9 protein-coding genes are annotated in these 24,071 nt (G+C 65.7%); 7 read left to right on the top strand and 2 right to left on the bottom strand.

The window, feature by feature from the left end; all coding sequences use genetic code 11:
• Window positions 1-928, top strand: a 928-nt coding sequence (gene egtD / locus CCR94_RS08060; RefSeq protein WP_104507364.1) for an L-histidine N(alpha)-methyltransferase, incomplete at its 5' end; no start/stop codon positions are given.
• Between the two features lie 594 nt (window positions 929-1,522).
• Here egtD and CCR94_RS08070 read toward each other — a convergent pair.
• Window positions 1,523-4,663: a multidrug efflux RND transporter permease subunit gene (locus tag CCR94_RS08070; RefSeq protein WP_104507366.1), complete on the bottom strand. Its 3,141-nt coding sequence runs from the start codon at window positions 4,661-4,663 to the stop codon at window positions 1,523-1,525.
• 156 nt (window positions 4,664-4,819) lie between these two features.
• Window positions 4,820-5,956: an efflux RND transporter periplasmic adaptor subunit gene (locus CCR94_RS08075; protein ID WP_244593981.1), complete on the bottom strand. Its 1,137-nt coding sequence runs from the start codon at window positions 5,954-5,956 to the stop codon at window positions 4,820-4,822.
• Between the two features lie 345 nt (window positions 5,957-6,301).
• Here CCR94_RS08075 and CCR94_RS08080 point away from each other — a divergent pair, with 345 nt between their 5' ends.
• The 6 genes from CCR94_RS08080 to CCR94_RS08105 all read left to right on the top strand — a co-directional run bounded on the left by CCR94_RS08080 (window position 6,302) and on the right by CCR94_RS08105 (window position 23,858).
• Window positions 6,302-7,633 carry a sensor histidine kinase gene (locus tag CCR94_RS08080; RefSeq protein WP_146089901.1) on the top strand — a complete coding sequence of 444 codons (1,332 nt, stop codon included), beginning with the start codon at window positions 6,302-6,304 and terminating at the stop codon, window positions 7,631-7,633.
• Between the two features lie 58 nt (window positions 7,634-7,691).
• Window positions 7,692-8,042, top strand: coding sequence for a COG3415 family protein (locus CCR94_RS26595; RefSeq protein WP_146089902.1), 351 nt, complete (start codon window positions 7,692-7,694; stop codon window positions 8,040-8,042).
• Between the two features lie 466 nt (window positions 8,043-8,508).
• Window positions 8,509-9,234: an STN domain-containing protein gene (locus CCR94_RS08090; RefSeq protein ID WP_146089903.1), complete on the top strand. Its 726-nt coding sequence runs from the start codon at window positions 8,509-8,511 to the stop codon at window positions 9,232-9,234.
• A 73-nt stretch (window positions 9,235-9,307) separates the two neighbouring features.
• A complete protein-coding gene (locus CCR94_RS08095) occupies window positions 9,308-9,871 on the top strand; it encodes an RNA polymerase sigma factor (protein WP_104507371.1) in 564 nt (187 codons plus the stop codon).
• Between the two features lie 60 nt (window positions 9,872-9,931).
• A complete protein-coding gene (locus CCR94_RS25485) occupies window positions 9,932-10,915 on the top strand; it encodes a FecR family protein (RefSeq protein WP_158254669.1) in 984 nt (327 codons plus the stop codon).
• A gap of 193 nt (window positions 10,916-11,108) precedes the next feature.
• Window positions 11,109-23,858, top strand: coding sequence for a filamentous haemagglutinin family protein (locus CCR94_RS08105; RefSeq protein WP_104507372.1), 12,750 nt, complete (start codon window positions 11,109-11,111; stop codon window positions 23,856-23,858).
• Window positions 23,859-24,071 lie beyond the last annotated feature (213 nt).

Below are 24,071 nucleotides of genomic sequence, written 5' to 3' on the forward strand. Positions count from 1 at the left end.
CCAAACGAGATCGGACGAGGCTTTTCGCGCAGCCGTCGTCTCCGGGCTTTCTCGCAAACAGAAATCGATCCCTTGCTGCTGGCTCTATGACGCGCGCGGCTCGGACCTGTTCAACGCGATCACGCGCGTCGAAGATTATTATCCCACACGAACAGAGACGGAGATCGTCTCGCAAAACGCTCAGGATATGGCCAACTTCTGCGGCGAGGGCGCTGTGCTGCTCGAATATGGCGCGGGCTCCGGGATCAAGACCGAGATCCTCATCGACGCCTTGCGCGCGCCTCGGCTTTACCTTCCCATCGACATAGCCGCCGATGAACTCGCACAAACCACAAGCCGCATCGCCAAACGTTTTCCCAGGCTTGACGTGTTCCCAATCGTCGCGGATTTCACGCGCGATTTCGATCTGCCCCCGGCGCTGCCGCTCGGACCCAGGACAGCGTTCTTCCCGGGATCCACCATCGGCAATCTCAACCTGCGCGAGGCCATTGCCTTTTTGTCGCGCATGCATCGGCACGTCGGCGCCGCGATCATCGGCGTCGACCTGAAAAAGGACGTGAGGACGCTTCTGAGCGCCTATGATGACAGCGCGGGCGTGACGGCGGCTTTCAACCTCAATCTGCTCGCGCGGATCAATCGCGAGCTTGACGGCGCATTTCCGCTGGACCGGTTTATCCATGAAGCGCGCTGGAACCAGACTGAATCCGCCGTCGAGATGCATCTGGTCAGTCTGGACTCGCGTGTTGTGACCTTGGCCGGCCGGGACTTCACCTTTTTCAGCGGCGAATCCATCCACACTGAAAGCTCCCGGAAATACGATCTTGTCACCTTCGGATCCCTGGCGGAAACGGCGGGGTGGCGGGTTTCGCAAAGCTGGCGCGACCGCGCCGGCCAATTCGCCGTGCTGTCTCTCGACGCAGTTTCTTGAAAGTTCGCGAGGCGTGCGACACGCGCGTGAGCGTTGCAACGACGCGGCACGTGCATGTGGCCGGAGGTCACGATCGCGCGCGCGTCCGAAATCATGATGGCTGATGACGCTGGCGGAATGCCGTTTGAGGAGAATGTCCCCGCGTTGGGCATAATATCATTGACGGCAATGCGCCACGATCCATCGTTTCCATATATGCCAGATCGACTTCGGCCTTAAGCGCGTCGCGTTGATGGTCCAGCGCCTGCCGGTCATTATCGGCGGAAACACGCATAGAGCCGACCAACATGCACGGAAAGCTCATCAGGAGCCGTTTCCGTATATTATCTCATTCCGACATGAGTTTCCGTGCATATTCTTGGCCTCTGGCGAGCCATTTCAGCCGCTTGTGGCGGCGTGTCGGAAACACTCGTTTTCCGACACGCCGCCAAAACCTCGTTTAGACCGACAGAAGGCCGCAACCCTTTGTGTTTCCACAAAAATAGCGCTGCTGCGTTCCTTTTATGTCTGTTTATGCGTATCCGGCGGTCTTTTCATTACCTGAGGCCATGACGCGAGGCGCGCCTTTGGATCCGTTCCCTTCTGAGCTAGCCTTCATACCGGCTCCGCCGGCGCCGCAAGCGCCGGGGGCGCGGCCATCCGCGCGCGCCGCCGGATGAAAAAGGCCATGACCGCGACGAAGAACACCGGAACAAAGAACACGGTCAGCAAGGTCGCGGAAACCATGCCGCCAAAGACGCCTGTTCCGAGCGCCTGCTGGCTCTTGGCGCTCGCCCCGGTCGCGATCATCAGCGGGACGACGCCGAGGATGAAGGCGAGCGAGGTCATGACGATCGGCCGGAAGCGCAGGCGCGCCGCTTCGATGGTCGCGGCCACGACCGTCAGACCTTGCGCCCTGAGATCCCTGGCGAATTCGATGATCAGAATGGCGTTCTTCGCCGACAGGCCGATGATAGTGATCAGCCCGACGGTGAAATAGACGTCGTTTGGCAGCACGTTGAGGTAGCCGGCGACGACGCAGCCGACAATGCCGAGCGGCGCGGCCAGCATGACCGAGAACGGGATCGCCCAACTTTCGTAAAGCGCCGCCAGGCACAGGAACACGAACAGGACCGACAATCCCAGCAGGAAGGCCGCCTGCGAGCCCGCGAGCTTTTCCTGCAGCGATTGCCCGGTCCAGTCGTAGCCAAAGCCGTTGGGCAGCGTCGACATCAGTCGCTCCATTTCGGCGATGGCGTCGCCGCTGGTGAAGCCGGGCCTGGGTTCGCCGGTCAGACGGACGGAGGGATAGCCGTTGAAGGCGACGATCTGCGTCGGCCCGACCGCCCATTCCACCCGCGCGAAGGCCGACAGCGGCACCATTTCGTCGGTCTTGTTGCGCACGCTATAGGTGAGGATGTCCTCGGCGCGGACGCGCTTGTCCTGGTCGGCCTGCACCACCACGCGCTGCGTGCGGCCGCGATTGATGAAATCGTTGACGTAGATCGAACCGAGATGGGTGGAGATGACATCGTTCACGTCGGTGAAGGACACGCCCAGCGCGCCGGCCTTTTCGCGGTCGATCTCGACGCGAACCAGGGGCGCGCCCGGCAGGCCCTCCTCGACGATCTTCTCGATCACCGGCGATTTTGCGGCTTCGACGATCAATTTGTCCCTGGCCGCCATCAGCGCCTCATAGCCGCGCTGGCCGCGATCCTGAAGCCGGAACGAAAAGCCCGAGGTGTTGCCGAGATTGGGGATCGGCGGCGGCGCCAGCAGCGATGTCTGCGCATCGGCGATGCGCGCGAGATAAGGATTGACGCGGGCGATGATCGCGTCGGCCGAATCGTCCTTGCCGCGCTGCGACCAGTCCTTCAGCGTGACGAACGCCTGCGCCGTCATCGAGCCCTGGCCATAAAAGCTGTAGCCGGTGATGAAGGTGACGGATTCCACCGCGGGCTCCTTCAGCAACCGGCTCTCGACCTGCTTGACGACATCCAGCGCGCGCGTCGCGCTGGCGTCCGAGGGCAGCAGCACGTCGGCCACGACATAGCCCTGGTCGTCCACCGGCACGAAGCCCGACGGGGCCTTCCACAGGCCGTAGCCCATGGCCGCGACAATGACCAGATACAGCGCAAGAAAGGCGGGGCGCCGCCCCACCGCCCACCGCGTCAGCCCGGCATATCGATCGGTCATGCGGTCGAAGAAGCGGTTGAAGGCGCCGAAAAGGCCCTTCCTCTCGTGGTGGCCGGCATCGAGAGGCTTCAGCAGCGTGGCGCACAGCGCCGGCGTCAGCGTCAGCGCCAGGAACGCCGAAAAGCCGATTGACATCACCATGGCGGCGGAGAACTGTTGGTACATGATGCCGACCGAGCCGGGGAAAAACGCCATCGGCACGAACACGGCCATCAGCACCATGGTCACGCCGATCACCGCGCCGGTGATCTGCTCCATCGCCTTGAAGGTGGCCTCGCGCGGCGAAAGCCCCTCCTTGGCCATGATGCGCTCGACATTCTCGACCACCACAATGGCGTCATCGACGAGAATGCCGATCGCCAGCACCATGCCGAACATGGTCAGCACATTGATCGACAGGCCCAGCGCATAAAGCCCGCCGCAGGTTCCAAGCAGGGCGATCGGCACGACAATGGTCGGGATCAGCGTGTAGCGGAAATTCTGCAGGAACAGGAACATCACCAGGAAGACGAGCACGACCGCCTCGGCCAGCGTCATCAACACTTTCTTCACCGACGCCTTGATCACCGGCGTCACGTCATAGGACACTTCGGCCTTCACGCCCGGTGGGAAATATTGCTCCAGCTCGGCCATTTTTTCGCGCACGGCGGCGCTGGTGGCCAGCGCATTGCCCGAGGGCGCGAGCTGCACGGCGATGGCGGCGGCCGGCTTGCCGTTCAGCCGCGTGGAAAAGGCGTAGGTCAGGCCGCCCACCTCGAGGCGCGCCACGTCGCGCAGCCGCACCGCGGCGCCGTTGGGATTGGCGCGCAGCACGATGGCGCCGAATTCTTCCGGCGATTCCAACTGGCCCTTCACCAGCACCATGTTCTGGGTGCGCTCGGCGGACGGGCTCGGCGGCTGCGCCAGCATGCCCGAGGACACCAGGGCGTTTTGCGCGCGGATCGCCGAAATGACGTCCTCGGTGGTCAGCGAATAGCCGCGCATCCGGTCGGGATCGAGCCAGACGCGCATGGCGCGCTCGGTGGAGAACAGCCTGACCCGGCCCACGCCGTTCACCCGGCGCAGTTCCGGGAGAACGTAGCGGGTGGCGACGTCGCCCAGGCCGATTTCGTCGAGCGAGCCGTCGGGCGAAGTGAGGGTGACGAATTGCAGGATCGCCGTGGACGCTTCGAGAATGGCTATGCCCTGCTGCTGCACCGCCGGCGGCAGGCGCTGCTCGATGCGCTTGATGCGGTTCTGCACATCGACGGCGGCGAGCGCGAGGTCGGTTCCCGGCTTGAAATCGACGTTGATCTCGACCTCGCCGGTGGTGTCGCCGGTCGATTCGAAGCTCAGGAGATTGGCGGCGCCCGAAAGCTCCTCCTCGATCAGGCGGGTGACCGAATAATACAGGTCCTGCGTCGAGGCGCCGGGATAGGAGGTCGAAATCGAGATCGAAGGCGGCGCCACAATGGGATATTGCGACACCGGCAGGAAGGGCAGCGCGAGGATGCCGCCGAGGCAGATGAAGATCGCGATGACCCAGGCGAACACCGGTCGCGCGATGAAAAAGGCGGGCATGCAGTCTGGACTCCGGAACAGATTTCAGGACGGACGGCGGTCGTTGGGCGAAACGCGGCTAGAGCATTTTCAAGCGAAGTGGATGCCGGTTCGCGTGAAGAAAATGCGTAAAAACAAAATGTTAGAGCGCATTCGGTGAACGTGTGTTCACCGAATCTAGCCGCGCTCGCCCTGCGCTTCCGTGCGACCGAGCGAAACGGGGCGGGGGTCGACGCGGCCGCCGGACATGAATTTCTGAAACCCTTCGACGACGACGCGGTTGCCGGGGTGAAGCCCTTCCTCCACCACGACCTGTTCGCCGAGCGTGCGCCCGAGACGCACGGGTTGCAGCACGGCGCGGCCCTGGTCGTTGACGACAAAAACCTCGGCGCCGCCGGCGTTGTTGCGCTGGATCGCCTGGCGCGCCAAAGTGATGGTGTTGGCGCGCACGCCCTCCTCGATCTGCACGCGCACATAGGCGCCGGGCAGCAGCGCCGCTTCGGGATTGGGGAATTGCGCGCGGAGAGTCACCTGGTTGGTGCCTGGGTCGACGGTGACGTCGGAAAACAGCAGCTTGCCTTCGAGCGGATAGGTCTTGCCATTGTCGAGGATCAGCCGCGTGCGGGCGGCGCCTCCGCTCTTCGGCTTCAAGCCGCCGCGCTCCATCTCCTCCTTCAGCGCGTTCATTTCCGCGACGGATTGGGTGAAATCGGCATAGATCGGATCGAGCTGCTGGATGGTGGCGAAGGACGCCGCCTGCTCCTGGGAGGCGAGCGCGCCTTCCGTGACCAGGGCGCGGCCGATTCGTCCGGTGATTGGCGCGCGAACCGTGGCGTATTCGAGATTGACCTCGGCGCGCCGCACCGCGGCCTTTTGCGCCAGAACGTCGGCTTCGGCCTGACGCTTGGCGGCCAGCGCCAGATCATATTGCGCCTGCGTGGTGGTCTGGCCGTTGAGCAGCGCCTTGAGGCGATCCTCCTGGCGCGCGGCGTGAAACAGGATGGCCTCGGCCTTGGCCAGCGCCGCGCGCACGCTGTCGAGATCGATCTGAAATTGCGTGGGATCGATTCGGTAGAGCACCGCGCCCTTTTCGACCACGCCGCCCTGTTCGAAGGCCCGTTCGAGCACGATGCCCGACACGCGCGGACGGACTTCCGCGATGCGCATCGGCGCGATGCGGCCGGGCGCGTCCTTGGTCATCACGATTTCCTTGCGCTCGACCGTGACCACGCCGACTTCGGGCGGCGCGCCGACCTCGGCCTCGTCGGCGCGGGCGCCGGCGGGCGCCAGCGCGGCGGCGAGCGCCAGAGCCATGAAACTTCGACCATTCGTTTTCGCCAGCATGTGTTTAAACATCGCTCCTCTTGCACTATTTCCGTCGCACGCGGCGAGCGGCGGACTTCGGCTCATGGGGCAAAAAGTGGGGTGGGGAACCTGTCATTTCCCTGTCAGAAATCTGGAAACACATGGGCTGGAGCTTCGCGCCCGCGAAAGAGAGCCTATGCGAGCGGCCGGTTTATGCGATGCTTTCGCGCGCGACGGTCGCTGTCGCGACGCTGACGGAGGTTTGGTTTTGAGGCTGCTGCTGAACGGGACTCATTGGCGCTTGCAGGCGTTTTTCGACCTGCGCCGGGCCGGCCGACCGCGCGAGGTCGCGCCTTGAGGCGTCAGGCGACGTCCCTCGTAGGCCTCGTGGTGCGGCGCATCGCATTCTTTGCGGCTCTGGCCATGCTCGCGCAATTGGTCGGAATCTTCGTGAAGGATTGGTCCGACGACCAGACGCTCGAACGTTTCGCCATTGAAAGGGAAACCGAGGCGCTGGCGCGCGGCGTCTTTGTGAAAAATGGGCGCGCGGCCTTCCAATTGCCGCCGGATTTGCGCGCGCGCTACGGCGCCGCAAACAGCGGCTATGTCGCGCGGGTGCGGACGGCGGACGGCGCCCAGCTCTATTCCAATTGCGACCACGCCTGCGACGCGCATTTTCCGCCGCTCGACGTCACGCCGCTGGTGTTCTGGATGCGGCAGGTCAAGCCCGGTCAGCCGCTGCAAGTCGCCGGCGGGGGCGTCGTCGTTGAACAGCCCGAGCCCGTCATGATCGAAATCGCGATCATCGACGACCGCGACGGCGTGCTCGCGCATGTGTTTGCGCAAGAAGTCATAGACCACATGCTGCTGCCCATGAGCCTGATGCTGGTCTTCGTGCTCGGCGCGACGATCCTTTCGGTGGCGCAGAGTCTGCGTCCGGTCCAGGAGGCCGCGCGCCAAGTCGCGCAACTCGATCCCCGGGCGGAGGCCGCGCTGCTGCCGACCGCCGACATGCCTCTGGAAATCGCCGAGTTCACCCATGCCGTCAACGCGGCCTTCGACCGAACCGCCGAACTGATGCGCTCGCAAAGGCTGCTGACGTCCGCCATCTCGCATGAAGTGCGCACGCCGCTGGCCGTGGCGCGGCTCGAACTGGAGAAAATTACCGATCCCCGCGCGCGAAAAGTTGAGGAGGATCTGGAGGCGCTCAACCATCTGGTCGAACAGTTGACCGATCTCGCGCGGGCCGAGTCCACGCTGCGCGCGGCGATGGAGGAGATCGATCCGGCTGCGCTGGCGGAACAATTGGTGGGCGATCTCGCCGCTCTGGTCTATGGCGCCGGCAAGAGCATCGCCTTCGCCGCCAACGGCGCCACGCCTTTCACGGGGCATCCCGCCCTGGTCGAGAACGCCCTGCGCAACCTCATCGAGAACGCCGTGCGTCACACGCCACAAGGCGCCGAGATTCGCGTCGAAGCCGGACCGGGCCCGGTCCTCCGCGTGATCGACAACGGCGACTGTATCGGCGCGTCTTCGCACAAACCTGCTCCGGGCGCGGCGGACAGGCCAGGGTTGGGGCTGAAGATCGTCGGCCGGATCGCCGCGATCCATCGCGCCCGCTTCGAATGGTCGCGCGTCGAGGGCGTGGGCGTGACGGCGACCCTCGACTTCGCGCCCAGGCCTTGAGTCCGGACGTGAGGCGATGGCCGCGCATCGCGCCGCCGCCATCGCCGGGGGCAAAGATTTGCGCCCGTTCGCGCTTCAAGTCAGGCCGCGCGGCGCGCCTGACGACATTGCCCTTCGAGAAGATCTTGACGCGCGTTCCATGCGTGTTGCGGCCGAGCGCGCGAAGGATGCGGCGCAGGCGCGGCGGTTGTTGGCCCTGGCCACGACCCACGAAGCCGCCGAGATCGGCGGCGTGGCGCGCCAGATCTTCCGCGACTGGGTGTTGAAGTTCAACGCAGACGGTCCTGAGGGCCTGATCAACCGCAAGGCGCCTGCAAGGCTGTTCAGTTCTTCTGTAATGGGCCTATTGGTGTCAAGCTCCGTGTGTCCATTCGCCGGCATCATGCTTCTGTCCGTGGTCGGCGCGTGACCGCCACATGATGACATCAGTTGGAAAGTCGAGAGCCGATCTCAATAGCGCGCTCGAAGCGCAAGAACTAAAACGGTTTTCTCGACCTTCCGCGTCCCCGCGAAGGGACCTCGGGGAGCAGACCTTTCGGGCTGCTCGATTACTTACGACTCTTTCCGCTGGACGCGATCAGGCCGCCGATGGAGCAACTGTCCATCTGGCGTTCTTGATTCGAGACCGGGCAGGAACTTCACGCCGGGGTTTTGCGCGATGTCCGGCGCTACAATTTATCGCGTCCGCACTCAATCGTGGGTGGCTTAAGCTTAACTCAGGTTGGCTGCCGACGCATTTTAACTGGCGGTCCTTGTCCTGTCATGAATCCGTCGCGACGGGCAAAGTAATCTTCTCCACCGATGAGCCCCGTGTTTGAATCCCTCGACCATCGGATCTCAACCGGCGGCGCGAACTCTCGTGTGGTGGTGTTGGGGTGCTGAAGCGTGGTTTTGAACTGCAAGGATTGCCCAAGCCGTGTCAAAGACGGGGCGGATGGCGGCGACAAATTCTGGCCGCTGGCATCGTTGTTGGCATGACCGTCGTTCAGTTGGCGGTTGCCCGAGCACAGGCGAAGGAGGCTGTCGCTAGCTTCGAATTGGACATTCCGGCTCAACCGCTTGCCGACGCTTTGGTCTCTTATGGCGCTTCGACCGGCCTACAGGTGTTCTATGATGGGGCGCTGGCGATCGGGCGCCGCTCGATGGCGGTGAAAGGCGCCTACCAGCCGATGCCAGGCTTGCGCGCATTGCTTCGGGGCACCGGATATCTTCCCGTTGCGACGGCCAACTCCGATACGATTACGATTTTGCGAGCTCCGCCCGCTGCGGAGGCTCATGCCCATCTCCGAAACTTCGATCGCTATTTTGCCCTGCTGCAGTCGCGGCTCAGCGAAGCTCTATGCGACGCTGACCTGGCGACGCCGCAACGCGACCAGGCGATCGTCAGCCTTTGGCTGGACCGGCTCGGCGCGGTCGCGCGGGTCCAACTGGTCAATGCGGCTGGAGATGAGCATCTGGCGACGGCCATCCAGGGGCTTCAAATTGGCGCTCCGCCAGCCGATCTGCCTCAGCCGGTCACGATGGTGATCTTCGCGCCATCGCCGGGCGAGCCTGCGGGTTGCAGTGCGCCCGATCGGCGGCGAGCGAGCTCGAGCAAATGATCATGCCGTCAAGCCTGAGCGCTGAAACCGTGGTCTCTGAAGGCTCGTGCTCAGCCTTAGGGGGCTGGTTAGCATGACCAGCGCCGATCCCGACGCGCTGCGGCGTTTGTTTCTCCTCAGTTACGGCGATCTGAAATCGCGTTTGACGCAGCGGCTGGGATCGGCCGAACTCGCCAGCGACGCAATGCAGGATACCTGGTTGCGGCTGGCGAAGCTGACGCCGGTCAATCCCGTCCAGCGGCCTTGGCCCTACATCTTGCGCATCGCCTACAACATTGCGCTGAAACGTCTGCGCAGCGAGCAGAAGCTGGTGACGCTCGACGACGCGAGGGCGGCCCTCGACCTCGTCGATGAGGCGCCCGCCGCAGCGCGGATTGCCGAAGGCCGCGCCGAATTGGCGCTGCTGAGGCAAGCCGTCGATGAATTGACGCCGCGTCGCCGCGAAATCCTTTTGGCGTCAAGGCTGGATGGCGCATCGCTGCGTGAGCTTGCCAATCGCTTCAACATCTCGCAACGTCTGGTCGAGCGTGAGCTCAAGCAGGCCGTTTTGCATTGCGCTGAGCGATTGGAAAGAAAAATCGTGCAGCGGTTCGGTCCGCGGGCGGGTGTAGCCTCCACAATAGAGAAGAAGACGTGATGCGGTCCGCCACACCCTTGCTGACGCCCGCCACGGCTTCCGGACGACAAGGCGATCAACATGCCTGACGACGTGGCCGCAGATCAGGCGAACCATGATAGCGAAGCCTATGACTGGGTGAGGCGATTTGCGCTGGGACAGGCGAGCCCGGCGGATCTCGAAGCGTTGAAACTCTGGTGCGCTGGCGACCCTGGCCGGGCCGCGGCGTTCGATCGCGTCAGCCGAGCCTGGCGGAGTTTGGAGCCCCTTGCGCGCGAGCGAAGCGCCACGGATGGCGTGAGCAACGCCAGTCGGCAAGCTATCGCGCCTGACCGACCGCGATTGGGACGCCGCGCTCTCCTGGGTGGCGCGCTGGCGGCGTCGGCGGCCGGCGTCGCGGTGGTGGTGGCGCATCCGCCGCTGGGGCTCTGGCCGTCCTGGTCCGAACTTGCAGCCGATTATCGCACCGCGACCGGCGAGCAGCGCCATATCATGCTCACGGATAACGCCTCGATCGATCTGAATACCCAGACCAGCATCGTGCTGCGGCCCGCGGCCGACCACGCCACCCAGATTGAGCTGATCGCGGGCGAGGCGATGGTTGAGGCGTCGGGCGGCTCGGTCACATTGCGCGCCGCGGATGGACGCATCGTGGCCGCCGATGCGAGATTCAACGTGCGCTTTCGCGATAATGCCGTCTGCGTTTGCTGTCTCGAAGGGCATGTCCGGATCGAGCGGCGCGGAGCGGTTCTGCTGCTGGGCTCCCGGCGGCAGGCAGTCTATTCCGGCGCAGGCGTTGGCTCTCCAACGGCGGTCGATCCCGCGATGGTGGCGTCCTGGCGGGACGGCGTTGTGATATTTCAATCGACATCGGTCAAAGACGTGATCGCCGAGGTCAACCGCTATCGGTCGGGGAAGATTATCCTCATCAATAGCGCACTCGGAGATCGCCTGTTCAATGCGAGGCTGCGCATTGAGAATCTCGATCGGGTTGTCGGTCAGATCGAGCAGGCGTTCGGCGCGCGCGCGCGGACATTGCCGGGTGGCGTCGTACTGCTGGGGTAGGTCGGATCGACCACGTCCGGATTTTGCGGAATTTCGAACATTTTTTTGTCGGTCTGGCGCAGCGGCAGGGATCCATAGGTGAGGGCGACGCCGTCGGGTTCTGCGGCCGTCGTGGTCTTTGCTGGGGAAACTCTCGATGTTCGTTCGGAAGCCGCGCCGCCATCGCCGAAATAAAGCCGTTCTGAACCGAGGAATGCGGATTCCGAATCCGGGCGATGCGGTGTCGCCACACACCCTGCTTGCCGGGGTGAGCGCGTTGGCGCTGCTGCTGCTGCTGGCGGCGCCGGCGAACGCCCGCAGCCTCGGTGGCGGCGGTGGCGGCGGCGGGTATTCGGGTTCGGGCGCCGTGAGCGCTGCCACGAGTGCGGCGTCGGACGCGGCGCAGATGGCGGCGGCCGCGGCGAAGCAGAGCCAGGCGTCGTTGCAGCGGGCGACGCAGGCCTTGCAGGCGGCGCAGGCGGCGGCGCGCGCCGCGGCGCGGGCCGGCAATTCGTCGTTCAACGGCTTGGGGCCGGGCGCGCTCAATCCGGTGGCCAATCCCAACAGCACGACCGACGGCCTCACCGCCTGGACCGGCGCCAGCCTGCCGACGCAGAACATCAGCAACGGCAGATACGACGTCAATGTCAGGCAGACCCAGTCGCGGGCGATCATGTCCTGGGACAGTTTCAACGTCGGTTCCGCGACCAAGCTGACCTTCGATCAGCAGGGCAACGCCAATTGGGTGGCGCTCAATCGCGTGCTCGGCAATGCGGCGGCGCCGAGCCGGATTCTCGGCGCCATCAAGGCCGACGGCGCCGTGTTGGTGATCAATCAGAACGGCATCATTTTCGGCGGCGGCGCGCAGGTCAATGTCGGCAGCCTGATCGCCTCGACGCTGGAGATCGGGCGCAGCGCCGATGGCGCCGTGGCGCGCAGCATCGCGCAGCGTAACGGTGAGTTCCTGCAATACGGTCTGACCGGCTACGCCGAAACCAACGGGACGTCCCCAACCTTCCAGGGTCTGACGAGCAACCCATCGGGAACCAACGCCGCCGCGGTCACGGTTGAACAAGGCGCGCTGGTGAACGCCGCCGACGGCGGCATGATCCTGCTGATGGCGCCGAACGTCAGCAACGCCGGAACTCTGTCGGTGGCGGCCGGGCAGGTCAGCCTCGCCAGTGGCGGCAACGGCGTCAATCTGGGGGCTTATGACGGCAGCGCGACCTCGGCGGATCCCTATATTCGTGGCCATGGAGTCGGCAGTTGGGGCGGAACTGTCAGCAATAGCGGGTTGATCGAGGCCGATCGCGGTTACATCAGCATCGGCAGCCAGGGCGGCGCCACGGTCAATTCCGGCATCCTCGGGGCTACCACCAGCGTGTCGCGCAACGGCGCCGTCGATGTCAAAGGCGACACGATTCGGCTTGCTCCCGGCAGCATCATCAACATCGCCGCCGATGCCAATGGCGAGACGATTCCGCAGGATTCCAGCTCGCTGTCGGCCTTCAAATCCTCGCAGGTGCGGATCAGCAGCTTGAACGTCACGATGGAATCGGGCGCCGCCATCAGCGCGCCGTCGGGCGCCGTGACCATCGGGGTGGCGGCCGGCAGTGGGTTGGAGGATGTCGGCAACCGCTACAATGACGTTATCGGCCATATCACCATTGAATCAGGCGCGACCATCGACGTGTCGGGCCTGAAGGACGTTTCAGCGCCGGTGTCGAGCTATAATCTGTCGCTCCTGCTGAAGAAGAACGAACTCGCGGACTCCGGCGGGTACCAGAACAGTTTTCTCAACGGCGCCAAGGTGATGATCGATGCGCGGTTGTCCGGGGCGCGCTCCGACGGCGTGGCGTGGATCGGCTCACCGCTGCTCTCGGCCGCGGCCTATTATGAGGCGGTCGGGGTCACCGCCGCGCAATTGATGACCAAGGGCGGCGCCGTCATCCTCGGCGCCAATGGCGGCGTGACGTCCACCGGGGCCGCGCCGAGCGTGACGGTGAAGTCGGGCGCCACGATCGACATCTCCGGCGGCTGGGTGACTTACGAGGCGGGTCTCGTCACCACCACCAAGCTGTTGACCAACACGGGCCTCATCGTCGATATCGGCAGCGCCGATCTGTCCAACACCTATGTGGCGATCGCCAGCAGCGGGTTCACCCGGAACCATGCCCATTGGGGCGTCACGGAGACCTGGACCAACCCGCTGCGCAGCGACGGGCGCTACGAGTCCGCCTATGCCGAAGGACGCGACGCTGGCAGCCTGACCGTGAAGTCGGCCCAAGTCTCGCTCGACGACGTGCTGTACGGCCAAGTCTATCCGGGGCTCCGGCAAATCGCCAAGGGCGAGGCCGGCAGCGGAAAGACCTCGGTCTACGGCGACCTGCGCAAAGCGCAGGCCGCCAATACCCAGCTTCCGACCGGCGGCATGCTGCTGGTGCAGCAGCTCGGCAAGTCGTCCAGCAACGACGCGACGGTCGGCGGCGGCGACATCCGCGTGGTCGCCGCCTCGGACTACGCCCCGGCCAGTGGCGTCACCGTGCTGTCCGACGCGCTGTTGAGCGGCTCCGGCCTGTCGCAAGTGTCGCTGTGGACCTCGGGCGCCATCAGCGTCGCCGGCAACGCCACGGTGAGCCTTGCCGCCGGCGGCGTGTTCGACGCCTATGCCGGCCGCTCCATCAATATCGCGGGCGCCGTGACGGCGCCGGCCGGCGCGATCCAGTTGCAGACCGCCAACTTCACCACCAAAGGCTCGGTCTTCCGCAGCGACGACGACGCGTTGGCGCCGGGCTCGTTCGACATCAAAGTCACCGGCGCGCTGTCGGTGGCCGGGCGCTGGGTGAATGACTTTGGCAAGACCGGCTTCGATATCGCCGGTCCAGCCTATCTCGACGGCGGCAGAATCTCGATGCTCAGCGCCGCCAGCGTCGCCGACGGGTCGGGGATCGTTAACACCGGCGCGATCAGTTCGACCGATGTCAGCGGCAGTATTCTGCTGTCCGACGCCAAACTGATCGACCTGTCGGGCGGCGGACGGGTGGCCTTCGACGGCAGCCTCAAGCTGACCGGCAAGGGCGGCAATCTCGCGCTGATCAACCAGAGCGCATTCTACCAGCTCAAGAACGTCAATTACGGGACCACCGAGGTCTACACGTATTTCGGGGATCTCACCGGCTTCAGAGCTCGCTACGAGTTTTTGCCGGGCTATTCGGCCCCGAACGTGATCAATCCGACCGCCATTGCCTCCACTGTTCAGTTCGACCCTTCGGTGATCAAGGCGGCGGGTTTTACCGGCGGCGGCGCCTTCACGCTGTGGGCGCCCGATGTCGCCTTCGGCTCGGGCTCGGTCGACGACACCGCGCTGGCCACCGCAATTCCACTCGACTTCTTCCAGAAGGGTTTTGCGACCTACAACATCACCTCATACAAGACCGTCCTGCTGCCCAACGCCTTCGTCAATGCTTCGGGGGTGAGCCTTGGCGGCGCCAACGCGGTGCTGCAGACCCAGACCTACAGCGTCAAGGCGGGCGAGACGCTGTTGTTGTCGCAAGCATTGCTGCCGAGCGTCTTGACCGGCGAGCAGACCACGGCGCTGCGCAGCCTTGCGACCGACGCGGACGTCAAGACGCTTCTCACCGCCTCGGCGCCGGCCGAGGTCTGGGACCAGAAGCCGGTCAACCTCACCCTCGACGGCATGGTCGAACTGAAAGTCGATGCCGGCGGCAGTATCGTATCGGCGCCGGGCGCGGTGCTGACGGTCGCCAAACTGCTCAACCAGGGCGGCATTCGACTGCGGGGCGGCAGCATCGTGCGGCAACAGACGCTGCCGGAGGCCTTCACAGGCTACGAGACGATTCACGCCGCGCATGCGCTCTCCGATGTGTTCACGGTGGAGAACGACGGCGCCATCGTCGAGACCAAGGCCTCCAAAGTGTCCGGCGCCACCAACGCCGACGTGGCGATGACCTCGATGGTCTATCTGCTCGGCGATCTCGAAGCCAGTGACGGCGTCGTGCTTGGCGCCGGCAGCGTCACCGATTTGTCGGGCGTCAGCGTGATCAATCCGCGCGCCACCGATGCCGGCGGCCGCTTCGACGCGACGGTGCGCAGCGGTAAGGTCTACGCCGGCGGCTCGATCGTGTTGACCTCGCCGAAGACCACGTTGAAGACCGGCTTCTACGGCGCCGCGCGCCTCGCCGCCTTGCAAACGACGAGCGGGAGCTATCAGCCGGGCGGGACCCTGACCATCGAGGCCGGCGCCGCGGTCAATCTCGATGGCGCCGCCGACAGGTTTGATCTGCCTTCATTGAGTCTGACAACAGCGGCGACCTCGCTGGCGCGGCGCGATCTGACGCCGACCGCGGTCTGGAGCGACGCCGGCGCCATCACGGCGCCGAACGGCTTTACGATTTCCTCGAACGCGGTCCTCAGCGCCAAAGGCGGATCGGATGACGCCGAGGGCGGCGCGCTGCAGCTCAGCGACGTGGTCTTGACCCAGAGCGTCGCCGACGCCGCGAATGAATTGTCCGCAGACCAGATCAAGGCGTCGGGCTTCACGACGCTGGCCGCGCTCGGCAGCCTGAGCTCGCAGGGCGACGTGTCGCTGGCGCTCGGCCGCGCGCTGGTGGTGTCTTCGCGGCCGTGGGACATCGGCCAGGATGCTGGCAAGCCGGATGTCGCCAACGCCAACGCCGTGGTGATCAAATCGGGCGGCGATCTCGCCATTACCGCGCCCTATATCGGGCTTGCCAGTTCGATGGATGTGCTGAGTAGCGACAACGCCGGCGCGGCGGCGTCGAACGGCGTCACGCTGCACGCCAGCAAGGCCTTCGATATCTCAGGCGCGGTGCTGTTCGATCGTTCGGTGGCCAACGTCAATCTGATCAGCGACGGCGATCTGCGCCTGATCGGCGTGCAGGACTACCGGATCAGCTACTTCAAGACCACCACCATCACCAATACCGCGCTGACCGGCAAGCTGATCGTCAATGGCGATCTGGCGATCGCCGCGGCGCAGATCTATCCGACCACTGGCGCCACTTTCACCATCAAGACCAACCAGGCCGCAGGCTCGATCAGCTTCGCGCGCAGCACCGCGACATTGCCCGACGCGCCCTATTCCGCCGGCGGCAGCCTCACGGTGCAGGCTCCGACCATCGTGCAGGGCGGCGTGATCCGGGCGCCGCTCGGCAGCCTGACGCTGGCCGCGACCGGCGATCTGACGCTGACCGACGGCAGCTATACCGAAGTCTCCGCCAACGGCTTGAGCATTCCCTATGGCGCCACCACCGACGGCATCGAATGGTATTTTTCCCCGACCGGCGGCGACGCGATCTCCGCGCCGCCGGCAAAGCTGCTGACGCTGAGGGGCGACAGCATCAAGGTGACCTCGGGCGCCGTGGTCAACGTCTCCGGCGGCGGCGACGTCACCGCTTATGAATTCGCCGCCGGCGCCGGCGGCTCGCGCGACGTGCTGAACAGCTATAACGACGACGCCTACACCAGCAAGACCGGCTACACCTATGCCGGCGGCGCGCAGCCTTATGCGATCGTTCCCGGCCTGTCGGACAAGGCGGTCGCGGCTTACGACCCGGTCTATTCGGCGAATTATGCCGCGCTGTCATCGGTGAACGGCGTCGGCAAGCGGGTGCTGATCGATATCGGCCAGGGGCTCAAATGGTACACGCTGCTGCCGGCGCAATACGCCACGCTGCCGGGCGGCGTATTGGTGGTGGAGCAGACCGGCGCCGCCAGGCTTGCGGTCGGAGGCGCCTACACCCGCGCCGACGGCACTGAGCTTGCGGTCGGCTCCTACGGCGACGCGCTGTCGGGCGCGGCGCAGTCATCGCCCGCGCTGTTTGCGGTGCAGTCGCAGAGCGTGTTCGAGAAGTTCTCGGCGATCAAGCTGACTTCGGGCGACAGTTACTTCGCCAAGCTCGCGGCCAAGAAGAAGACCGTCACCCCGGCTTTGGCGGTCGACGCCGGCAGACTGGTGCTGAACGCCAGCTCGACGCTGCTGATCGACGCCGCAGTGCGCGCGGCTTCGGGCGAGGGCGGCCGCGGCGCCAAGGTCGATGTCGGCGGCGCCGTCATCGACATCGTCTCGGCGCTGCCGGCGCAGCCGAGCGCCGGTCGGCTCACCGTGACCGCGTCGAGCCTGAGCAATCTGAATGCCGAGAGTCTGCTGGTCGGCGCCACCCGCGCCGATAACGCCGATGGAACCACCACGCTGGCGGTGTCGGCCGGAAGCATTACGCTTGGCAATGACGCCGCGCATCCGATCGCGGCGGGCGAGATCGTGCTGGCGGCCAAGGGCGGCATTACGATCGCCGATGGCGCCGCGATCACCGCAATCGGCACCATGGCCGACCGGCGCGACGGCGTCTATCGGATCGGCGACAGCTCGACCCCCGGCGCCGGCGCGCTGCTGCGCGTCGCCAACGGGCCGGAGCGGCTGACCAGCCGAACCAACTTCAGCAATGCCGCGAGCCTCAGCGTGGGCGCGGCGACGCTCACCGGCGCCGCGATCATGTTCGACAGTTCGGGCGGCGTCACGCTGTCCGACGCGCTGGCGCTGAACAACGCCAAGACCGTGGCGCTCGGCGCGGCGCGGATCGGCGTCGGCGTCACCGATCCGAACTACCAGGGCGTGGTGGTGACCGCAGGACTGCAGGCGGTGCTGGCGCAGACCGCGGCCCGGCTGACGCTGCGCTCGCAGACCGCGATCGACTTCGCCGACGGCTCCTATCGGTTCGGCGATCTGCGGCTCGACGCCTCGATGCTGGCGGGCGCCCAGGGCGGCGCGGTCACGGTCAACGCCGACAGCGTGACGCTGGGCAATTCCGCGACCTCCGGCTATGCCTGCGACAGCTGCCTGGCCAAGTCCGGCAGCCTCGAGATCAAGGCCGGCAGCATCCATTTCAGCGGCGGGCTGGTCGCCACCAAGGCCACCACCACGGCTGCGACCGTCACCACCACGCTGAAGGCCGATACCCGCGTCGTCATCCCGGCCGGGACGATGATATGGTCATCGAACTTCGGCTATCAAAAGCTGCTCGACGCCACGCCGGTGCTGCTGCCGGCCGGAACCGTGGTGACGCTCGATGCTGGCACTGGCGTGGTCAGCCAATTGAACGCAGGGACCACGCTACAGGCCGGCAGCGAGATCACCATTTCCGGCCTCTCGTTCAACGCCGGCGGCCTCAACGTCACGCTGCCCGAGGGCGCGCGCTATCTCAGCGGCACGGCCGTCTGGACCTACGGTGCGAATCAGGCGGTGAAGCTTGACGGTTCAGTATCGGTAACGTTGCCGACCGGCACCACCTTGGCGCTGTCGGCCGCGGTGGCGTTGCAGAGCAAGGACTTCTTCGGCGGCGTGACCTTGTCCGCCAGCAATGGCGTCTTCGTCACCGGCCAGAACGCCGGGCTCAACACCGGCGCCGGTGCGCTGACGCTGCACACGCCCTATCTCGGCGACCGCGCTGTGAGCGCGGCAGCCGGCGCCACCGTGATCCCCGACCTGACCCTGACCACCAGCGGCGCGCTCAGCATCGACAATCTCGGCGCCGCGGCGCTCGATCTCGCCAAGCTCGGCGGCATCCCCGGCGCCGCGTTGTCGCTGCGCGGCGGTTCGGTCGCGGTCAGCGGTAGCACGCTGCATGCCAGCGCCGGGCTGGTCGAGCTGATCTCGGCGTCCGCGCTGTCGCTGTCGAACGGCGCCGTGGTTGAAGCCCCAGGCTACGTTGCGATGTTCGGCGACGCCACCGACTCCACTACAGCGTCGGCCGCCGGCGGCGTCGTGCGGCTGACCGCTAAGGCCGGCGACATCACGCTCGGCGCCGGCACGCTGGTCTCGGTTGCGGGCGGCGCCGGCAATGCCGGGCGGCTGGACATCTCGGCGGTCGCAGGCAATGTCGTCTTCGGCGGCGCCATCGACGGCGCCGCGAGAAGCGGCGGCGGCGGCGTGTTCGCGCTGGAGAGCGGCGGCGGCGTCGATCTGGTGGCGCTCAATACGCTGGCCGGCTCTTATGGCTTCACTGGCGGCTTCGAACTGCACAGCCATGCCGGCGACCTCGTGCTCGACGCCGGGCAGATCCTGAAATCCGGTTCGGTGGCGCTGACCGCCGATGGCGGCTTCGTCAGAATCGCCGGCGCGATCGACACCTCGGGCGTCAATGGCGGCGATATCGCATTGTGGGGCAACCGGGGCGTCGCGCTGACCTCGACGGCAAAACTCGACGCCCATGCCAACGGCTATGCCGACACCGATCCGCGAAAGGCCGCGGCCGGCGATGTCACACTCGGCTCCGACTTCATCACTGGCTCCACTTCGACCGGCGCCGACGGCGTGATCTCCGGCGCCAGCGGGGCCATCACCATCGCGGCCGGCGCCAGGATCGACATCTCGGCGCACCGGCCGGGCAACCGCGCCATCCCGCTCGCCAGCGGCTACGGCTATTCCTACGTCGATGGCGACAGCGGCGGCACGCTGACGCTGCGCGCCCCGGTGATCGACAACGGCGCCGGCCGCCAGACCGTCAACGTCAACGTCGCCTCGGCGTCTTCCGTGGTCGGCGCCAAGAGCGTGGTCATCGAAGCGTTCCGCCGATGGGATCTCAAGGCGGTGGCCGCGAGCGGATTGTTCACCGGCGTGACCTATAATGCCGCCACCAACGCGGTGACGCTCGATGTCGGCGCCGATCTCGACACCGCCAACGCCAATGGTACGCGCGCCAGCGTCGGCGGGCTGAATTTCCTCGGCGACGAAGGCGCCGGCACGCTATCGACCTTTGTGCAGACGCTCGATATTTCCTCGGCCTATGGTCAGCTCGGCGGTCTCGCCGCGCAGTCGAATTTCCAGGTCCGGCCCGGGCTCGATCTGGCGCATGACGGCGATATCACCCTGGCCTCCACCTGGAATTTCGGCGCCGGCGTGGTCAATGTCGACGCCGCCGTCGCGGCCGGCGCGATGATCGGCTCCGGCAGCAGCGCCAGCGTGGTTTCGGGCAAGGAAGGCGAGGTGCTCGGGCGCTTCACCCGCATGCTCTATCGCACCGGCGGCAGCGCCCTCGGCGGCGCGCCGGTGCTGGCGCTGCGCGCCGTTGGCGACCTGCGGCTCGAAGGCAGCATCACCGACGGGTTCTTTCAGTTCGCCGATCCCAACGCGCCGGCCCCTTTAAGCATCAGCGCGAATGGTTACTTCAGCGCTGGTTGGCCGGGGGCGTACCCGGATAACATTCGCTTCGATATTGGTTATTCAAACGCGGTGTATTACGGGGGGATCAAGGTGATCTCGGCCGGCGGATCCGGCTCGCCCTACAACTCCGCCGGTAATTCGCCAACCGCGGCCACCACCGGCGACACGCTGGCGAATTCGGTGGTGTTCCCATTGGTCTGCAGCGACGCCGCTTGCTCAAATTCCAGCGCTGTCGCTTCGACGACCTACAAATTGGTGGCCGGGGCGGCATTGCGCCGGGGTGCGGGCGGTTTGACGGCGTCGGTCAATCCGATGATGATAAATGCCGACAGCAGAGCAACATTCTCCATGGCGCCGACGACGAGTCGGAGCGTGACCAATTCCGGTGCTTACACCTTTCTGTTCCCGACGGCGGATGACGGCTGGGGCGACTACATCGGTGGATGGGCAAGCGTTGACGATTTCGTCGCTGCCGTGGGGCCAGGAATGGTCGTCACTTTCGACGCCAGCGATTATTCCGGCTGGTACGGCATCATGAACGTTGCGAACCTCACGACGGCCTTTTCCGCCGATCTGCAATCCGGCTCGGTCCCGGCGGAGTTGGCCAATTTGATCGCACAATACGGCGCGCCAAAAATCAACCCTGGATATATACAGGCGCCGGCGGCGGTGGTCGCCTATTTCGTAAAGCATTATAACTTCGCTATGGCTCTCCTGCAGGACGTCAATGCCGCATACGCGGATGCGGGAAAGACCTCGCCATTTCCGGCAATCGGAACATCGACGCTGACCACCCGCAATATGATCTGCACCGGCGCCGGCAGCATCAGCCTCGCCGCCGCCGGCGATGTCGATCTGACCGGTGGGGTGGCGACGAACAGCGTCAGTGACGCGGTCGCGGTCTATACCGTCGGCCAGCGCGCCTCCACCACGGCGACCACCGCGCGCGACGTTTCCACCGGCTCCATGGCGGCTGTCAACCTCGCCGCCAACATGGTGACGGGCGGGCTCTATCTCAGCAATGGCGGCGACATCGGCATCAGGGCCGGCGGCGACGTGCTGGGGCGCAGCGGCAGTCTGATTGCGAACATCTATGGCGCCCCGAACACCACGACGGACTGGATCAGCCTAGACAATATCGTTCCCTCGATCAGCAATCTGGTCGATCGGCATCTGAAACCGTCCGGCTTCAAGACTGGCGTCGGCGCATTGGCCGGTGGCGACATCACCATCTCGGCCGGCCACGACATCAACGACGTGCCGGCGATCTCGACGTCGGCGATCCGCACCGTGGCGCTGACGCTGGCCGACGGTCGCAGCGCCAAGGCCATGCAATACCTCGGCGACAGCGATGTCGCTTTCACCGCCGGCCGCGACATCCTCGGCGGGCGGGTCAGCGTCAGTTCCGGCGCCGCGACGCTCGCCGCCCAACGCGATATCGCCGCCGCCGCCGGCAGCGCGCTGATCGGGTCAAATCTGACCACGGGCTTCGATCGCAAGACCCTTCTGAGCTTCGACAATGCGACCGCGACCGCCACGGCGGGCCGCGACCTCGCGCTGCGGCCCGGGTCGGCCGGCTTGTCGCTGTCGCTGCTTGCCGCCGGCGACGTCTCGATCGTCGGAGACTACGGCAACAGCATTCTTCCGGGCAGCGTCAGCATCGCGGCGCTGACCGGGGACATGACCTTCAACGTGCTCAACAGCGCCGTCGATTGGGCGTCGTTCACGATGATGCCGGACCCCGACGGGCAGCTGGCGCTGCTGGCCGGCGGCAGCATCAATCCGGTGACAATCGTCATGAGCGACGTCGATCCCGCGAACCTGGCCTCCGCGCCGTTCTTCCCGACCGGCGCCACCCACGCGGTCAGCAGCAACGGCCTTCCGGTGGCGACATCGACCACCACCGAGGCGCAGAAGCGGCTGTTCCACAACGAGAATATCACCCACGCGGGCGACCCGCTGCCGGTGTTCGTCGCCGCGGGCGGCGACATCCTCGACGTCACCCTGGCGGCGCCGAAGCAGGCGCGCATCATCGCCGGCGGCGACATCGTCAACATGATGTTCTTCGGCCAGAACCTGGCCGCCACCGACATCACCCGCATCGCCGCCGGCGGCGACATCACCGCCACCGCGTCGCAGGTGGTCAATGCCGCCAAGGTCACGCTGCCGACGCTGCACGGCAACACTTTCGTGATCGGCGGCCCCGGCGCGTTCTTCCTCGAGGCCGGCGGCGACATCGGGCCGTTCCTCAACTCCTCGGTGACCCAGGTCAGCTCTCACTCGATCGCCTGCGGCTGCGACATCTCGACGCCGACCACCTTCGGCGGCGGCGTGATGTCCGTCGGCTACGACTGGAATCCCTGGCTGAAGAGCGCGGTGACGACGGGCGGCGGCGGCGCCGATCTCTATGTGATGTTCGGGCTCGGCGCGATTGGCGCCGACTACAGCGCGCTGCGCGACCGCTATGTCGATCCGGCCAATGTTTCGGCGCTGACCTGGGGCGGCTATGGCGCGCAGTTGGCGCAATGGATGAAGACGCGCCACGCCGCGGCGCTGCTGGCGGCCTTTGGCGCCACCGCGGTCAGCGACAGCCAGGCCTACGCCGCCTTCACCGCGCTGTCGCCGCTGGAGCAGCGGATCTTCTTGCTGTCGGAGGTGTACTTCAACGAACTCGAACAGGTTGGGGTGACCACAAGCCCGTCCTATATGAAATACAGCCGCGGCTATGAGGCGGTGAACACTTTGTTCCCGGCGGCTCACGGCTTCACCGCCAACGGCCTGGAAGGCGGCGCGGTCGATACCGCCCGCGTCCACACCGGCAATCTCGATCTGCGGCTTGCCACCTTGCAGACCACCCGCGGCGGCGACATCCGGCTGTTCGGGCCGGGCGGCGACGTCATCGCCGGCTCGGTGGTGCGCACCTCGACCCAGGCGGCGCGGCGCAACTACAGCATCGATGTGTATGGCGGCGCGGCGGCGTCGAACTGGGCCTACGCCAACGCCACCGCGATCGACAAAATCCCGGTCGGTCTCGAAGGCATTTTGACGTTGCGCGGCGGCTCGGTGTCGAGTTTCACCGACGGCAGCCTGGTGCTGAACCAGAGCAGGCTGTTCACCCAGAATGGAGGTGACATTCTGGCGTGGTCCTCGAACGGCGATCTCAACGCCGGACAGGGGCCAAAAACCTCGGCCAACTTCCCACCGGTGGTGGTGGATTTCAACTGGGACCTGTATGGCGAGGTCGATGAGCAGGCCGGGGTGTCCGGCGCCGGCATCGCCGCGTTCCAGCCTGCGGTCGGCATCAAGGCGCCCGACGTCTATCTCTTGGCGCCTCGCGGCATCGTCGATGCCGGCGACGCCGGCGTCCGGGTCGCGGGCAATCTGTCGATCGTCGCCTATCAGGTCCGCAACGGCGACAATTTCCAGGTTGGCGGCGCCGTCACCGGGCTGCAAATGCCGGCGGCGGCGCCGGCGGCGCTGACCACGTCGACCCAGGACAACGCCGCCAACAACGCGGTCAAGGACGTTACCCAGACCGGCCCAAGTGACCGGCCGTCGGTGATCATCGTCGAGGTGATCGGCTATGGCGGCGGCAGCGGCGATACGCCTCCCGCGCCTAAGGAGGACGACGAACGCCGCAGCAAGCGCAGCGAGTTGCAAAGCCCGGACCCGCGTAGTCGCTACCAGGTGGTTGGCGTCGGCGCGCTCACCGAGGCGCAGGCCGTGCGGCTTGCCGACGAGAAGCGGGCGCAACTCGGCCGGTGAATGCTGGCGCGTTCGTTTGACGGGTCCAATTGCTGTTGGCGGGACGCCCGCCCGGTTCAATAGGCTCCCGTCGCCTGGCTGCAAGCCGATGGACTGCCCTGACGCCTTTCAGCGCATGTCCCATGCAATACGGCGTCTGTCCGAACTCGTCATTGATTGATCGATGACAAGGGGGAGGCGCATGTTCGGACGGCGATGGTTACAGAGGCGGCG

The sequence above is a fragment of the Rhodoblastus sphagnicola genome (assembly GCF_002937075.1).
GTDB classification, from domain to species: Bacteria; Pseudomonadota; Alphaproteobacteria; order Rhizobiales; family Beijerinckiaceae; genus Rhodoblastus; species Rhodoblastus sphagnicola.

What these genes read in the sequence shown, in the direction of transcription:
- CCR94_RS25485 (WP_158254669.1), top strand. Translation starts at nt 9,932, where the DNA reads ATGCCTGACGACGTGGCCGCAGATCAGGCGAACCATGATAGCGAAGCC.
- CCR94_RS08075 (WP_244593981.1), bottom strand. Translation starts at nt 5,956, where the DNA reads ATGGCTCTGGCGCTCGCCGCCGCGCTGGCGCCCGCCGGCGCCCGCGCC.
- CCR94_RS08070 (WP_104507366.1), bottom strand. Translation starts at nt 4,663, where the DNA reads ATGCCCGCCTTTTTCATCGCGCGACCGGTGTTCGCCTGGGTCATCGCG.
- CCR94_RS08095 (WP_104507371.1), top strand. Translation starts at nt 9,308, where the DNA reads ATGACCAGCGCCGATCCCGACGCGCTGCGGCGTTTGTTTCTCCTCAGT.
- CCR94_RS08105 (WP_104507372.1), top strand. Translation starts at nt 11,109, where the DNA reads ATGCGGATTCCGAATCCGGGCGATGCGGTGTCGCCACACACCCTGCTT.